Source organism: Bradyrhizobium sp. BTAi1 (genome assembly GCF_000015165.1).
Lineage (GTDB): Bacteria > Pseudomonadota > Alphaproteobacteria > Rhizobiales > Xanthobacteraceae > Bradyrhizobium > Bradyrhizobium denitrificans.
Window position 1 is genome coordinate 2,853,914 of record NC_009485.1, and the last position, 15,168, is coordinate 2,869,081.

Genomic DNA, 15,168 nt, shown 5'->3' on the forward strand with positions numbered 1-15,168 from the left:
TTCACGCGCCCGGCAGATCGAGATAATAGCGCAGCAGCGCCTGGCCCGGCTCGGACAGCCATTCGGCCGCCCCGGTGACATAGCCTTCGATCAATCCCGTCGTGCCGATCAGATAGGTGATCGGCATCGCCGGCGTCGCGAAAAGCGAGGCATCGGCATTGGCCGGATTGGTCGCTTGCGCATGCGGATCGGCGAAGGAGGCGCGGGGCATCGCGATCGCCTCGGCATAGCGGCGGATGCTCTTGATGTCGCGCCGGTCGGTGCAGATGGTCCAGACGTCGAGCGCCGGACTCCGCATCCGGTCCAGCCCGGCCAGCGTCGGCAGGTCGATCTTGCATGCCGCGCACCAGCTCGCCCAGAGATTGACCAGCGTGACATGGCCGGGCTTGGGCGCGAGAGTCACGTCCTTCCCGCTCATATCCTGCAGCTTCAAAGGCCGCAGCGCCTTGCGCGGCCGCTCGACGATGAACTGGGTGCGGCCGCTGCGGAACACCGGCGGGCTCGGGTCTTGCGCGCCGGCGCAGGCAGGCCTGCTTGTCAGCAGCAGGCTGGCCGCGGCCAGCAGCAGATCGCGCCGTGCGGGCGCGCTCAAAGCCTCAGCCATGGACGTAGGCCCAGCCTTTGCGCTGCAGTTCGACGACGCGGCCGATGCCGAACGGCACCAGCCTGGCGCCGTCGATCAGCTGGATCGTGAGGTTCTCCTTGCTCTCCGCGATCGACTTCGACGAGGCGCACATGCTGAAGCCGATATGCGGATACATCTGCCGCAGCGCCGCGAGCGGCTCCTTGAGCGGTGATTTGTCGGCGCGAAACACATCGATGCCGGTGCCGTTGGCGACGACCTCGATCGCGGGGGTCTGTCCGAGACTGGCGAAATGCCGCGTCAGATTGCCGGAATAGCTGATGGCATGACCCATCACATGGGGGTCGTTGCGGTCGATCAGCACGACAATGCCGGCGCGATGCTGGGCGACGGCCGGGACGGCGGGGGCTGGGGCGCCGAGGGCCGTTGCGCCAGCGAGAAAGCCGCGGCGCGACACGTCAGGGATCGGTTCGCTCATCATGGCTTCCTTCAAAGCACGGGATGCGCCGGCGCCGGATGACCAGCGCCGGCGATGCTCGGATCAGCCGCGCGGCGCGACCGGCGCCTTGCTGCTGCGGCCCCACAGCACGAACAGCGACAGCGCCAGCAGCAGGATGTTCAAGGGCGTGACCGCCGCTTCGCCGCGGGAGATGTGGAAGGCGAACGCGAACACCTGCAGCGTGGCGCAGCCGATCGCAGCCAGCACGGTCAGGCGCGGCATGATGCGGGTCAGCGACGGCAGCAGGATGCCGAGCCCGCCAGCCAGATCGATCAGGCCGATGGTGCGGACGAAGGCCACCGAATATTCGCCGGTCCACGGCATCATCTGGGCGAGTTCCTTGATCGGGGTGAAGACCTTGGTGACGCCGGCGAAGCAGAACAGGGCGAAGAGCAGGGTCTGGGCGACCCACAGGCTGATGCGCAGCGCCAGCGAGGGCTGGAGTGGGCTGAGATCGGTGGTCGATGCGGTGCTGGACATGGTCGGAGCTCCAAATGGAAAGGTGCCCGACATTGATAATTTCTTCTGGTTTGATCATTATGCTTTTCGTTAAGCCATCATTTCCTGAGGGTTGATGACAAGTGGATACGCTGGTCAGTATTCGGGTGTTCTGCCAGGTCGCGGAGCTCAAGAGCTTCGCGGCCGCCGCCGATCGCCTGGGGCTCTCGCCGGCGATGGCCTCCAAGCATGTCATGCAGCTGGAGCAGCGGCTCTCGACCCGGTTGCTCAACCGCACCAGCCGGCGGGTCGGCCTGACCGAGGCCGGCCAGGTCTATTTCGACCAGGTGCGGCCGATGCTGGAATCTCTCGACGAGGTCGAGGCCGTCGTCAGCAAGGCGACCGTGATCCCGCGCGGCACCCTGAAGGTCAGCGCGCCGGTATGGTTCGCCAATCCGCTGTTTGCCGGCACGCTCGCGGCGTACCGCGCGCGCTATCCGGACGTGGTGATCGATCTCGATCTCAGCGGACGCCTGGTCAATCTCGTCGACGAGGGGTTTGATCTGGCGCTGCGCGTCTCCGCGGCACCGGGCGACGGGCTGATCGCGCGGCCGCTGACGCCAGTGCTAATGCAGCTCGTCGCCGCGCCGAGCTATCTCGCCACGGCCGGGCGGCCGAAGGCAGTGGCCGATCTCAATGGCCATGCAATGCTGAAATACGCCTTGTATCCGCTCCGGACGATCACGTTGTCCAGTCCTGACGGCGAGGTCGCGCTGGCGTTCAAGGACGTGCTGATCAGCGGCAATGAGACGCTGCTGCATCACGCCGCCGTCGCCGGCATGGGCATGGCGGTGCTGCCGCGCTGGCTGATGGCCGACGATCTCGCCAGCGGCCGGCTCGAGACGGTGCTGCCGGACGCGATGACGATCAGGGCGCCACTGATGGCGGTCTATCCCAGCCGCAAATATCTCTCCGCCAAGGTCCGCACCTTCATCGACTTCATCGCCGCCGATCCCCTGATGAAGCAGGCCTCGGAGGGACCGCCCCCGGTGATCGATGCGACAGCGGCGGGGGCGCGGAAGGGACGGAAGGCAGGGCCCTGATCTGGGGTTGTGGAGGTCTCTCGTCCGACATGGCCGGGCTTGACCCGGCCATCCACACCGTTGTTCCGGAAAGAAAGACGTGGATGCCCGGGTCAAGCCCGGGCATGACGAGTAACTCATTAGGAGGCTCGCTCGAAGCGACGTCCTGCAAGCGAGGCGAGGTGCAGCGCTGCTCGGCTCTAAAACGACTCACATGATAGCTCGTGAGCTTTTGCCCGCTCACGGCCGCACCGCCGGGGCCTCCACCGCCATGCCGTGCGCCCGCGACGTCAGATAGAGCTCCAGCGCGATCATGTCGGGGGCGTCGAAATCGTAGGCCTGGGCGCGGACGCCGGTCATGCAGCCGCGGAGGCGCCGCTGCAACGAGCCCATGCCTTGCCATTCCAGCCGATAGATCGGGTAGCCTGTCGGCTGTGCTTGCGTGATCGCGGAGCCCGCGAGATGCTTGTCCCAATTGTCGTCATGGCAATTGGTGCAGGCGAGATTGAGCTGGCCCTGCCGCTGCATGAACAGCGCACGGCCGTGCGCGACCGACGGTGCCAGCCGCGGATCGTCACCGGCGGTGATCGGCATCCCGCGCGACTGCCTTGCGATCAGGGCCGTCAGCGCCAGCAATTCGCGGCTCTCGGGTGCGAACGGCTCAGCCTCCTGATGCTGCCTGCGGCAGAGATTGACGCGCTGGCCGAGATCGACAGGCGCGCCGCTCGCCGCATTGAAGGCGGGATAGCGCGCGGCGACGCCTTTCATGCTGACGTCGACGGCGCCGTGGCAATCGCTGCAGGATTTGCCGGCAGCGCCGGCCTTCGTGCGCCACAGCGTCTCGCCGTCGAGCACCGACAGCATCGCGGGATTGGCGGTGTTGTCGTCCTGCATCGCCTTCGTGTCGGCCGACATGAACTCATAGCCGGAGCGGCGCGCGGACTCGCCGATCTCGCCGGCCAGACCAGGCAGCGCTGCGCCAAGAAGCGCCAGGATAGCGATGGCTGCGCGCCGCATCATTCGACAATGATCGCCGCCGAGGCGGTGGCGACAAAGCCATTGTCGCCGATCCACTCGAACTCGAAGCGGCCGCTCTCGCTCGCCGTGGTGAAGAACGACAGGAACGGATTGGCCGCGATGGCGGGGAACAGGTCGGCCCGGAAGATCTCGGCGCCGTTGAACCTGCAGGTGAAGCTGGTGATGATGTCGCGCGGCACGACCTCGCCGGCGGCGGTGTGGCGATAGCCCGGCTCCATCACATGGCTCATCAAGGTCTTGATCTCGATGACCGCGCCGCGCTTGGCCTTGGCGGGTACGTTGACGAGGGCGGCGGGCATCACGGCAGCTCCTCGGTGCAGGCGGCCAAGGTCACGATGACGTCGACGCTGACCGACCAGAACGAGCCGTCGGAGAGCTTTGCGATCGCCACCACCTTCTGGGTGTCGGCGAGCCGGATGCGGGTCGTGACCTGGGCGCGGCCGGCGCTCGGCGTCAGATAGAAGTTCGCGATGTTGGGCTGCGGGTTCTTCTCGTTGAAGATGTGGATGCTCTTGACGCAGTTGTCAGCCGTCATCGGGTGGTCGACGCTGACGGTCATCGGCACGGTGTTGCCGTTCTCGACCAGCGGGGGAATGTCGAGCCGGACCTTGCCGACCTGCACATGCGCTTCGCCGACGAGGTTGCGGATGGCCGAGGCGAGCATCGCCGGTGTGGCCCGTGCGGTGCGAACGGTCACCAGCGGCAGCGCGCTCGCGGCCGCGAGCGTGCCGGCGAGCTGCAGCAGGAGGCGACGCGAGATGTGGGACGGGTCGAACATGCTCTCCATATGGGCTCACTCGCGCAGGGTCGCGAGATAGGCGACGATGTCTTCGATCTGCTCGGCCGACAGGATCGGCTTGCCGCGCCAGGCGGAACCGACGCGCGTCAGCCCGTCGACGCGGTAATAAGACGGCATGATCGTCTCGGGATTGATGCGGCTGGCATCGACCAGCCGCAGCCGGAGCTGCGCCGTGGTGGCGCGGTGGCCCGCGCCGGCGAGGCTCGGCGCGAGATCGCCCTGGAAGCGCGCTTCCGGAAACGGGCCGGAATGGCAGAGGATGCAGGTCGAACTGCGGGCGAGCACGAGCGCGCGGCCGCGCGCGGCGTCGCCGGGCTGACCGGTGAGCGAGTCGGGGATGCCGTCGCCGACGATCGTATACGGCTTCAGCTCCTGCGCGACCGCGGCTGCGGGCAGGGCGCAGATGATCATGGCGATGACCCGGCTAACCGAACGCATCATGGGTCAGCGCCTTGAACCAGGCCGTCGCAGCGTCCGCCTCGGCGGCACGTGCATTGCGCGGCGCGTCGAGAGAGCTCGTCCTGCCGCCCTCCACTTCGGCGAACAGATCGCCCTTGGGCTGATAGACGCCTGATAGCGAGAACGCGGTGTTCGGTGCGACCAGGCTGTAGCAGATGCCGGTCAGCGGCGGCGGCTCGGAGGAGCGTCCGGTCAGGTCGCGCACGATCACGGCCGCGCAGGCCTTGCCCTGCGCCTGCGCGGCGCCCGCGGATTTCGGGATGCCGCCGCCAAGACAGGCATCGCCGATGACGTGGACGTCCGGGAGGAGCTTGGAGGCGAAGGTCGCGGCATCGATCGGGCACCAGCCGGTGCGGTCGGCAGCCGCCGCCAGCGCCGCGATGCGACCGGCCTTCTGCGGCGGGATGATGTTGGCGACATCCGGATTGTAGTTGCCGAACTCGGTCACGACCGTGCGCGTGGCGATCTCGACGCCGGTGACGCGGCCACCCTGCGACAGCGGAATGCGCTCGATCATGCCAGCGTACAGCTCGTTCCACGCCTGCTCGAACAGCTTCTGTTGCGAAAAACTGTCCTTGGCGTCGAGGATCAGCACTTTCGACTTCGGCTTGTACGTCTTCAGATAATCCGCGATCAGGCTGGCGCGCTCATAAGGTGCCGGCGGACAGCGCGACGGATTGGCGGGAACGGCAATCGCGACTGTGCCGCCATCCGGCATCGCCTCGATCTGCTGCCGCAGCAGCAGCGTCTGTTCGCCCGCCTTGTAGGCGTGCGGCATAAGCGCGGAGGCGGCCTCGTCATAGCCCTGCAGCGCGGTGAAATCGATGTCGATGCCCGGCGCCAGCACGAGGCGGTCATAGGCCAGCGTCGCGCCGTCGGCGAGCGTGACCTTGTGCGCGGGCGCATCGATCGCGGCGGCCGCCTGCAGCACGACGCGCACGCCTTCAGCGGCGATCTTGTCGTAGCCGAACTGTTGCGCGCTGATCTCGCGCAGGCCGGCGATGACCTCGTTGCTCTGTGGGCACGAGGTGAAGGTCTTGTTGGCCTCGACCAGGGTGACCTCGAGCTTCGCATCGGCCTGGCGCAGCGCGCGGGCACAGCTGGCGCCGCCAAAGCCGCCGCCGATCACGATGACGCGCGCGGTTGTCTGCGCACGCAGCACGGTCGGCGCCGCGAGCAGGGCAGCGCTCGCCGCGATCAGGCCGCCGACCTCTCTGCGGGTGCGCTGCCGGGTGAATGTCATGGCTTCAGAATAGCACGGCGGCAGGCTTTGTTCCGAACGCCTGCCGCCCCGCCGATCATGCGAAGGTGATGTTCTGGTCGCGCAGCGGCACCGAGCGGATGCGTTTGCCGGTGGCGGCGAAATACGCATTCAGCACGGCCGGCGCAGCCACGCCGATAGTCGGCTCGCCGACGCCGCCCCAGAAGCCGCCGCTCGGTATCATGATCGCTTCGACCTTCGGCATCTCGGCGATTCGCATCGAGTTGTAGGTGTCGAAATTGGTCTGTTCGATGCGCCCATCTTTGACCGTGCAGCCGCCATAGAACAGCGCGGACAGGCCATACACGAACGAGCCCGCGATCTGCCGCTCCACCTGCGCCGGGTTGACGACATAGCCCGGGTCGGTCGAGGCGACGATGCGGTGGATCTTGATCTTGGTGCCGTCGATCACCGAGATCTCGGCGGCACCCGCGACGTAGCTGCCATAGCCGTGCAGTTGGGCCAGCCCGCGATAGACGCCCTCCGGCGCCGGCGAGCCCCAACCGATCTTCTCGGCCACCGCGTCGAGCACCGCGAGATGCTTCGGATTCTTGCTCATCAGCCTGCGGCGGAATTCCAGCGGGTCCTGGCCCACCGCATTGGCGAGTTCATCCATGAAGCATTCGAGATAGATCGCGTTCTGGTTCACATTGACGCCGCGCCAGAAGCCCGGATTGATGTGCGGGTTGCGCATGGAGTGCTCGATCAGCAGATTCGGCACGGAATAGCCGATCGTCGCCTCGCCCGACGGCGCCAGCCCCTGGAAGGTCGCCGGATCCTTGCCGTTGACCAGCGCGTCGGGGCGCAGGCTGAACAGGATCGACTGGCCGGATATGCGCATGTGCAGCGCGGTCAGATTGTTGTCGGCGTCGAAGCCGCCGGTGAGCTTGCACTGCGTGATCGGGTGATAGCGGCCATGGGTCATGTCCTCCTCGCGCGACCACAACAGCTTGACCGGCGTGCCCGGCATCGCTTTGGCGATCTGTACGGCCTGGCGGACATAGTCGGTCTGGCCGCGCCGGCCAAAGCCGCCGCCAAGGATCAGCTTGTGCACCTCGCATTTGTCGGCCGGCAGCCCCGAGGCTTCCAGCACAGCGGCGAACGCCGCCTCGCCATTCTGCGTGCCGCACCACACCTCGCAACGCTCCGGCGTGTAGAGCGCGGTCGCGTTCATCGGCTCCATCGTGGCGTGGTTCTGGTAGGGATAGTTGTAGGTTGCCTCCACCTTCTTCGCTGCGCTGGCGAGCGCCGCCTTGGCGTCGCCGTTCTCGTTGCCGACGAAGGCCGGGCCGGATTCCAAACCCTCGGCCAGCCATTTGGCGATCGAGGCCGAAGAGACCTTGGCGTTCTCGCCTTCGTCCCAGACGATCGGCAGCGCATCGAGCGCCGTCTTCGCGTGCCACCAGGTGTCGGCGACGACGGCGACTGCGGTGCCGTCGACCGCCACCACCTTCTTCACGCCCTTCATGCCGGCGATCTTGGCTTCATCATAGCTTTTCAGCTTGCCGCCGGTGACCGGACAATCCTTGATCGCGGCGTTGAGCATGCCCGGGAGCTTGATGTCGGCGCCGTAGATCATGGCGCCCGTCACCTTGTCGGCGGTGTCGAGGCGTTTCACGCCCTTGCCGATCAGGGTCCAGTCCTTCGGGTCCTTCAGCTTGACGTCGGCTGGCGGCGTCAACTTCGCCGCCGCTTCAGCCACCTTGCCGTAGGTCGTGGTCCGGCCCGACGCCTTGTGCGTGATGACGCTGTTCGCCGCGGTGCATTCGGCCACCGGCACTTTCCATTGGTCGGCGGCGGCCTGGATCAGCATCATGCGCGCGGCGGCGCCGCCCTTGCGGACATAGTCCTGCGACGAGCGGATGCCGCGGCTCCCGCCGGTGGAGAAGTCGCCCCAGACGCGCTTGCGGGCGACGTTCTGGCCCGGTGTCGGATATTCGGTGGTGACCTTGCTCCAGTCGCAGGCGAGTTCCTCGGCGACGAGCTGGGCGAGGCCGGTCAGCGAGCCCTGGCCCATCTCGGAGCGGGCGATGCGGATCACCACGGTGTCGTCGGGACGGATCACCACCCAGGCATTGACCTCTGGCGAACCATCCGCGGCGCGCACGACTTGCGGGCCGCCGAAGGGAAGATCGAGCCCGAGCGCGAGCCCGCCGCCGAGCGCGGCGGTGCCGATGATGAAGGAGCGGCGGTTGAGGCGCGGCGAGACGTGCTTGTTCATGCCGACCTCCTCAGGCGTTCGCGGCGGCATGGATCGCCTCGCGCACCTGCGCGAAGGTTCCACAGCGGCAGATGTTGGTGATGGCGTCGTTGATGTCCTGGTCGCTCGGCTTCGGATTGTCCTTCAGCAGCGCGGCCACCGCCATGATCATGCCGCTCTGGCAATAGCCGCATTGTGGAACATCGTTCTCCAGCCAGGCCTGCTGCACCTTGTGCAGGCCGCTCTCGCTGCCGAGGCCTTCGATCGTGGTGATCTGCTTGCCCGCGGCCTCGGAGACGGTGACGCCGCAGGACCGAACGGCCGCGCCATCGAGATGCACGGTGCAGGCGCCGCATTGTGCAATGCCGCAGCCATATTTGGTGCCGGTCAATCCGGCATTCTCGCGGATCGCCCACAGCAGCGGCGTGTCGGGCTCGACGTCGAGATCATAAACTTTGCCGTTAATCGTGAGGTTTGCCATCGCAGATCCCTTTCGTTCAACTCGCCAGTTGAACTGTGGGCCGCACTGTGCCGCGAACGTTTGCATCCTTCAAATCAAGAATATGCGTTTGCGGCGCGGAAGAATTGTGATGGCGCGGGGTTGTAGTTCGCTCGAACTCATCAGCCCCGCGGTGGCGCCACGGCAAGCCGCAGGAAGCTCATCACGCTGCCGAGCGCGGCGAAACCTGCACCGAGCGCCAAGGCCAGTGTCGCGCCTTCGCGCCCCGCCAGGCTGAAGCACAGTGCAGCCAGGGCCGCGCCCGTGGTCTGGCCGGTCAGCCGCGCGGTCGCGACGATGCCGCTGGCGCCGCCGCTGCGATGCGGCGGGGCGCTTGACATGATGGCCTTCATGTTCGGCGCCTGGAAGAAGCCGAACCCGATGCCGCAGATCAGCATGCGCCAGACGATGTTGGCGGTGCTCGGATTTTCCGGCAGCATAGCGAGCAGCGCCATGCCGGTTCCAAGCATCACGAGGCCGATGCCGCCGAGCAGGCCGGCGGGAAAGCGATCCGACAGCCGCCCGGCGATCGGCGCCATGATCGTCACCGCGAGTGGCCAGGGCGTCATGAAGAAACCGGTCTCGACCTGCGAGCGCTGCAGAATGTCCTCGAAATAGAACGGCAGCGACACGAAGCCGAGGCCCTGCACCGAGAACGAGCACACGGCCGTCGCGGCCGAGAGCGCGAACACGCCGCGGCGGAACAGGTCGATCGGCAGCATCGGCGCCGGGTGATCGGCCTGACGGCGGGTCAGGATGATGCCGAGCACCAGCGCGCCCACCAGTTCGGCCACGACCGCCGCTGGCGTCGCGCCATGCGCGGCGCTGCCGATGCCGGTGATGAAGAGGCCGAGGCAAAGTGCGGCGAAGCCGGCGCCGAGAAAGTCGAAGCTGTGCTCGGCGCGCGGCGTCCGCGGCAGCATCTTCATGCCGATCGCGATTGCAACCAGGCCGAACGGCAGGTTGATCGCGAACAACCACGGCCAGGAGCCGAGCGAAAGAATGGCGGAGGCGATGGTCGGGCCGAAGGTGAAGGAGATGCCGACCACGAGCGCGTTATGGCCGAGGCCGCGACCGAGCATCTTGCCGGGATAGACGAAGCGGACCAGCGCGGTGTTGACGCTCATGATGCCGCTGGCGCCGAGGCCCTGCAGGGCGCGCGCGATCACCAAGGTCGGCAGCGACCAGGCCAGCGCGCAGCCGACCGACGCCAGCGTGAACAGCAGCAGGCCGCCGAGATAGATGCGCTGATGGCCGACGATCTCGCCGAGCGCGCCGAGCGGCAGCAGGGTTGCGACCAGCGCGATCTGGTAGATGTTGACGACCCAGACCACCTCGGCCGGCGTGACGTGGAGATCGGCCGAGATCGACGGCAGTGCGATGTTGGCGATGGCGACGTCGAGCGAGGCCATCGACAGCGCGGTGAAGATCGCGGCGATCGCCCAGGGCCGCTGGCTGGAAGGCAGCCCGTCGGCGCCGTCGCCGGCGAGCTTCGAAGCATGGTGGCGGTTGGACATGGGGACCCTTTGGAGACCTTCGGTTCGCGGGCGCGTCGGATGAGCATGTACACGGGAGCGGGCGAGGGCCCCAGCCGTCGCGCGCGCATGGGCTTATGCGCGAGGCTGTGGGGGCAGGGCGACCGCGTCCGGCCAATCGTGCCCAAGCTCGCCGTGCCTTCGCCCTTGGACACACACGCCGATATCTGGAACGCTGCTGCCGTCTTGCTCCGTCATTCCCGGGCATTCGCGCGCCAAACGGCGTAGCCGTTTTGAAACAGCACAAGCGAATCCGGAATCCATAGCCACAGGGACGCGTGAGTGGCGTAGATGCCAACGGTGTGTGTGCCTCATACGGCGTCGTGGGGATGGGTTGTGCCCGGGAGGCCGACGGCATGTTCCTCGACACACTGCAGCGCACCATCGGTGACGAGCCTCGCCGGCGGCGGCGCAGTGCTGACGAGGCCAGCTATTTCGGCTACGCTTCCATGCAAACCGTCAAGGCGAGACAGACCAGGGAGTGCGAGAGAGATCGATGACCACAGTCAGAAACGCACTGGCCCAGAAGAGTGACGCCCTGATCCATGTTCGGTCCCGCGACATGGTCGTCGAAGCCTTGCAAAAGATGCGCGACAACCGGGTCCGGTCGGTGCTGGTCATCGACGACGGCGTGCTGGTCGGCATCGTGACCCAGGGCGATTGCGCCATCAAGGTGCTGCTGCCCGGGCTCGATGCGAAGCAGACGCAGGTCGGCCAGGTGATGACGGCCAACCCGGTAACGGTCAAGCCGGACCATCCGCTGGACGGCTGCATGGCCATGATGTCCCAGCGCGGCTTCCGACATCTGCCGGTGCTGGACGCAGGCAAGGTCGTCGGCGTGATCTCGATCGGCGACGTCGTTAAGAACATCATCCGGGATCTCGAGCACAATGTGGACGACCTGATGGGCTTCATCATGAAAGACGGCCCTGGGGGGTGACACACGACGGCGGTGACCCGTTCCGAAACGCATGGCTGCTTCGGACTCAAAGACGACATCGTTAGCGCTCAGTATCGGCTGAACGAAAAATGTTCTGCCTTTGATTTTCGCTTCCTTGTTCGGAGCGGTGCAGAGTGCCGCGTGGACAATATCGGCAACGACCAGGAAGATGAGAACAAAGCTCGTATTCGCAGCGCTTCTGAGTTTCGCTGCGATCGTTCTGGGCCACGCGTACGTTCGTGGTTACCCACCCTTCAACTCTCAATTTGTGCAAACGTGTGATAGAGCAATCAAGGAGCGGCTGGTTGTTCCGTCCACCTATGAACGGATTAGCGTAGACGAGTTTCGGAAGACAATGACGTTCTATGAGTTCTTCAAGGACCCTCTACGGCCTAAGTCTGAAGCAGCCAGGAACGCCATGGTCCAAGTCGCACGAGTGCCGCCGGTTCAGTATGTCGCGCTCATCGATTACCAAGCTCAGGACCCCATCGGCGCCATCATTCGCGAAAGGGCAACATGCACTTTCAACTCACTAGATGGGAGCGACATGCCTGAACGTACGTATTGGGTGAAGATCGACGGCGAATATAATATGGCGTGGACTGCGAGGCAGCCGAACGCGGCCGCGCTCTTATCGCGCCTAAGACGGTGATTGATGGTCAGCTTATGGCCCAAGCAGACTTTGACTTCCGGCAATTTTAACTCTTATCGGCCATCTACATGCCCTAGCGTTGGATTTGAAAAACTCGCGCGCCCATGCTGACGCGCTCGAGAATCCGTGTGGGGAGGCCGTCAATGGCTCAGGAAACGTCGAGGCCGCGCATCGGGGAAGGGCGCATCGGCAGTTCACTCTGCGCCGCGATCGGCGTGCTCAGCGTCGCTGCTGTGCTGTGCCTGCGCTACCCGGCCTTTCTTACGACGCCTGAGCTGCGGGTCCATTACGACGTCGAGCTGCTGCGCCTCACGCTGGCGATCGCCATGGTCATCGGGGCCTGGCTCGGGGTCGTCGGGATCGTGCTCGGCGGCCCGCGGCTGCAGGCTGCGATCGGCCTCAGCGCGCTGTTTCTCGCCACGCTGCTGGGTGGGCCCTACGTGCCGACACCGGATTTTCTCCAGCCGCGCTTTTATCTCGGCCTCGACTGGCTGGTGCTCGATCTCTTCTTCACCGGCGCAGCCTTCGTGCTGCTGGAGTGGATCTTCCCGCGGGTGCGGCCGGAGCAAGGGCCGCTCAGTCCCGGCTGGAAACTCGATCTCGCTTATTTCGGCGTCAACCACCTGCTGATCGGCATCTTCCTGGTGGTCTCGACGCATTTTGCGCATGACGCTTTTGCCTGGGCGATCAGCCCATCCCTGCAGGCGCATGTCGTGGCCCTGCCGGCGATCGTCCGCTTCGTGCTGGTGATCCTGGCGGCCGATGCCGTCGAATACATCTCCCACCGCGCCTATCACGAGGTGCCGTGGTTGTGGCGAATCCATGCGGTGCATCATTCGCCCGAACACATGGACTGGCTGTCGGGATCTCGCCTCCACTTTCTTGAGCCGCTGGCCACGCGCGCTCTGGTGTTGGTGCCGATCGTCCTGCTCGGCTTTCCGCAGGATACGATCTTCGCCTATCTCGTTTTCATCTCCGTGCAATCGGTGCTGATCCATTCCAATATCAAGATGGATGTCGGCTGGCTGCGCTACGTGATCGTCACGCCGCAGTTCCATCACTGGCACCACGCGTCTGACGCCGAGGCCCTCGACAAGAACTACGCGGCCCACACGCCGCTGTTCGATATGCTGGGCGGAACCTGGCATCTGCCCAAGGACCGCTGGCCGGTCAACTACGGTACGGTGAAGCCGATCCCCGGCGGCATGCTCGGCCAGTTCATGCACCCCTTCGTTGGGCCGGTGAAGGAATTCCTCGAACATCGGGACCCTTGAAGCCGTCAAGGCGCCCAAGCCAACCGTCAGAACCTCTGTGGAGAGCTACGTGCCGCCCGGCCGCGCCAGCCGCTCGATGGTCTGGTTGTGGCGGGTCAGCAGTTCGCAGGCATGGCCGATCTGGCGGGCGCGCAGGGCCTGCAGGATCAGCCGGTGATCCTGGTTGGTGCGTGGACGCCAGCCGGCATTGCGCGCCATCGCGAGCACCAGCCGCGAATTGGCCAGCCGCAATCCGTCCAGGCTCGCCAGCAGCCGCGGCATGGCGCAAGGCGCGACCAGCGCGCGATGGAAGGCGCGGTTGGCAGTCTCGAACTCCTGGATGGTCTCGGCATTGTCCGCCTCGATCAGCGCAAGCTCGATCGCGGCGAGCTGCGTCGGCGTGTAGCGCGGGGCGGCGTTGCGCAGCGCCACCACCTCGAGCGCAACGCGCATCTCGACAATCTCCTTGGTCGACTTCGCGTCGAGCGGCGCCACCCGCACGCCGCGCCGCGGCGCTGCGACCACCAGATACAGCGCTTCGAGCTGTCGGAACGCCTCGCGCACCGGCACGTGGCTGGAGTTGAACTCGCGCGCAATGTGGTCCTGCCGCAGCGGGGCATCTGGCGGCAGCGCGCCGCTGACGATCCGCTCGGTGAGCACGTCGGCGATCCGATGGGCGGTGGTGAGATTCTCGTCCTGCATGGTGATAGATTATCTATCGAAAAACCGCGTGCCTCGGAAGGATCGATATTCTACGGTGCTCAAATACGCTTGATTATAGATTATCCAAAATAAAATCTATGATCTGTGGACGGGAGTTTGAGATGAGTGAAGTGCGCAGGCCATCGTCGTCGCAACCTGCAGCGGACGGCGCCATCCGTCACGACTGGACCAGAGAAGAAGCCGAAGCGCTGTACGCTCTGCCATTCCCGGATCTGATGTTCCGTGCACAGTCGGTGCACCGCCGGCACTTCGATCCGACCCGGCTGGAGACGGCGAGCCTGCTCAGCATCAAGACCGGCGGCTGTCCGGAGGATTGCGGCTACTGTTCCCAGAGCGCGCATTACGACACCGGCCTCAAGGCGACCAAGCTGATGGATCGCGACACCGTGGTCGCCACCGCACAGCGCGCCAAGGCGGCGGGGGCCGAGCGCTTCTGCATGGCCGCAGCCTGGCGCAGTCCGAAAGACCGTGATCTCGACCAGGTCTGCGACATGGTCAGCGCGGTGAAGGATCTGGGGATGGAGACCTGCGTCACCCTGGGCATGCTGACGCCGCCGCAGGCGCAGCGTCTGAAGCAGGCCGGACTCGATTTCTACAACCACAATGTCGACACCTCGCCCGAATTCTACGACCGAATCATCACGACGCGGACCCTGCAGGATCGGATCGACACGCTCGCGCATGTGCGGGACGCCGGCATCAAGGTGTGCTGCGGCGGCATCATCGGCATGGGTGAGGCGGTCGATGACCGGCTCGGCATGATGGTGCTGCTGGCTAATCTTGGCGCGCATCCCGACAGCGTGCCGATCAACATGTGGAACGAGGTCAAGGGCGTGCCGGTCAACGACACCGCCGCGCGCCCGGATCCGATCGCACTGGTGCGGTTGATCGCGGTGACGCGCATCATGATGCCGCAAAGCGTCGTGCGGCTGTCCGCCGGCCGGCAATATATGAGCGACGAATTGCAGAGCTTGTGTCTGCTCGCCGGCGCCAATTCGATCTTCATCGGCGATGTGTTGCTGACCACGGCCAATCCGCAGGCCGATCGCGATGCGGCGCTGCTCGCGCGCCTCGGCATGACCTCCGCATTGTCGGTACGTCCGGCCGCAGCGACGGCCCCGAGTGAAACGGCGGACAGTTCGCTCGTCGCCTGAGCAAGGCCGTCATCCCTTGACCGGCCCGGCGCAGCGCCGGTGCCGACGACGTT

Annotated in this window: 16 protein-coding genes; 4 read left to right on the forward strand and 12 right to left on the reverse strand. The window is 65.7% G+C overall.

Translation table 11 applies throughout. From position 1 onward, the window contains the following. Position 1: 1 nt before the first annotated feature. The 3 genes from BBTA_RS12830 to BBTA_RS12840 form a co-directional block, all read right to left on the reverse strand. On the reverse strand, positions 2-493 hold the full coding sequence (locus BBTA_RS12830) for a TlpA disulfide reductase family protein (protein WP_012042916.1): 492 nt from the start codon (positions 491-493) through the stop codon (positions 2-4). Positions 494-596: 103 nt separating this feature from the next. After that, positions 597-1,061, reverse strand: a complete 465-nt coding sequence (locus tag BBTA_RS12835) for a hypothetical protein (protein WP_012042917.1) — start codon at positions 1,059-1,061, stop codon at positions 597-599. Between the two features lie 63 nt (positions 1,062-1,124). Next, positions 1,125-1,562, reverse strand: a complete 438-nt coding sequence (locus tag BBTA_RS12840) for a DoxX family protein (RefSeq protein ID WP_012042918.1) — start codon at positions 1,560-1,562, stop codon at positions 1,125-1,127. A 101-nt stretch (positions 1,563-1,663) separates the two neighbouring features. Here BBTA_RS12840 and BBTA_RS12845 point away from each other — a divergent pair, with 101 nt between their 5' ends. Next, a complete protein-coding gene (locus tag BBTA_RS12845) occupies positions 1,664-2,623 on the forward strand; it encodes a LysR family transcriptional regulator (protein WP_012042919.1) in 960 nt (319 codons plus the stop codon). Positions 2,624-2,842: 219 nt separating this feature from the next. Here the strand turns inward: BBTA_RS12845 and soxA are convergent, their stop codons facing one another. From soxA to BBTA_RS12885, 8 genes are all read right to left on the reverse strand, one after another. Then, the gene (soxA, locus tag BBTA_RS12850; protein ID WP_148221436.1) at positions 2,843-3,622 is read right to left on the reverse strand and encodes a sulfur oxidation c-type cytochrome SoxA; all 780 of its coding nucleotides are present in this window, start codon (positions 3,620-3,622) and stop codon (positions 2,843-2,845) included. Continuing rightward, positions 3,619-3,939: a thiosulfate oxidation carrier complex protein SoxZ gene (soxZ, locus tag BBTA_RS12855; protein WP_012042921.1), complete on the reverse strand. Its 321-nt coding sequence runs from the start codon at positions 3,937-3,939 to the stop codon at positions 3,619-3,621. Before soxZ ends, soxA begins: the two co-directional genes overlap by 4 nt. After that, positions 3,939-4,427, reverse strand: coding sequence for a SoxY-related AACIE arm protein (locus BBTA_RS12860; protein WP_012042922.1), 489 nt, complete (start codon positions 4,425-4,427; stop codon positions 3,939-3,941). The genes soxZ and BBTA_RS12860 overlap by 1 nt, the downstream gene beginning before the upstream one ends. A gap of 6 nt (positions 4,428-4,433) precedes the next feature. Further along, the gene (gene soxX / locus BBTA_RS12865; protein ID WP_049795353.1) at positions 4,434-4,880 is read right to left on the reverse strand and encodes a sulfur oxidation c-type cytochrome SoxX; all 447 of its coding nucleotides are present in this window, start codon (positions 4,878-4,880) and stop codon (positions 4,434-4,436) included. Then, on the reverse strand, positions 4,864-6,141 hold the full coding sequence (locus BBTA_RS12870) for an NAD(P)/FAD-dependent oxidoreductase (RefSeq protein WP_012042924.1): 1,278 nt from the start codon (positions 6,139-6,141) through the stop codon (positions 4,864-4,866). Before BBTA_RS12870 ends, soxX begins: the two co-directional genes overlap by 17 nt. A gap of 55 nt (positions 6,142-6,196) precedes the next feature. Continuing rightward, on the reverse strand, positions 6,197-8,380 hold the full coding sequence (locus BBTA_RS12875) for a molybdopterin cofactor-binding domain-containing protein (RefSeq protein ID WP_041751418.1): 2,184 nt from the start codon (positions 8,378-8,380) through the stop codon (positions 6,197-6,199). Positions 8,381-8,390: 10 nt separating this feature from the next. Beyond that, complete coding sequence (locus BBTA_RS12880) at positions 8,391-8,840, reverse strand: (2Fe-2S)-binding protein (protein ID WP_012042926.1); 450 nt, start codon at positions 8,838-8,840, stop codon at positions 8,391-8,393. Between the two features lie 140 nt (positions 8,841-8,980). Further along, positions 8,981-10,375, reverse strand: coding sequence for an MFS transporter (locus BBTA_RS12885; protein WP_012042927.1), 1,395 nt, complete (start codon positions 10,373-10,375; stop codon positions 8,981-8,983). Positions 10,376-10,889: 514 nt separating this feature from the next. Here BBTA_RS12885 and BBTA_RS12895 point away from each other — a divergent pair. Together BBTA_RS12895 and BBTA_RS12905 are read left to right on the forward strand one after the other, a co-directional pair. Beyond that, complete coding sequence (locus tag BBTA_RS12895; RefSeq protein WP_083780644.1) at positions 10,890-11,333, forward strand: CBS domain-containing protein; 444 nt, start codon at positions 10,890-10,892, stop codon at positions 11,331-11,333. Between the two features lie 795 nt (positions 11,334-12,128). After that, positions 12,129-13,259: a sterol desaturase family protein gene (locus BBTA_RS12905; RefSeq protein WP_012042930.1), complete on the forward strand. Its 1,131-nt coding sequence runs from the start codon at positions 12,129-12,131 to the stop codon at positions 13,257-13,259. A gap of 45 nt (positions 13,260-13,304) precedes the next feature. On the opposite strand, the gene BBTA_RS12910 is transcribed toward BBTA_RS12905, so the two are convergent. Continuing rightward, on the reverse strand, positions 13,305-13,940 hold the full coding sequence (locus BBTA_RS12910) for a GntR family transcriptional regulator (RefSeq protein WP_012042931.1): 636 nt from the start codon (positions 13,938-13,940) through the stop codon (positions 13,305-13,307). A 122-nt stretch (positions 13,941-14,062) separates the two neighbouring features. On the opposite strand from BBTA_RS12910, the gene bioB reads away from it, so the two are divergent. Next, a complete protein-coding gene (bioB, locus tag BBTA_RS12915) occupies positions 14,063-15,115 on the forward strand; it encodes a biotin synthase BioB (protein WP_012042932.1) in 1,053 nt (350 codons plus the stop codon). Positions 15,116-15,168 lie beyond the last annotated feature (53 nt).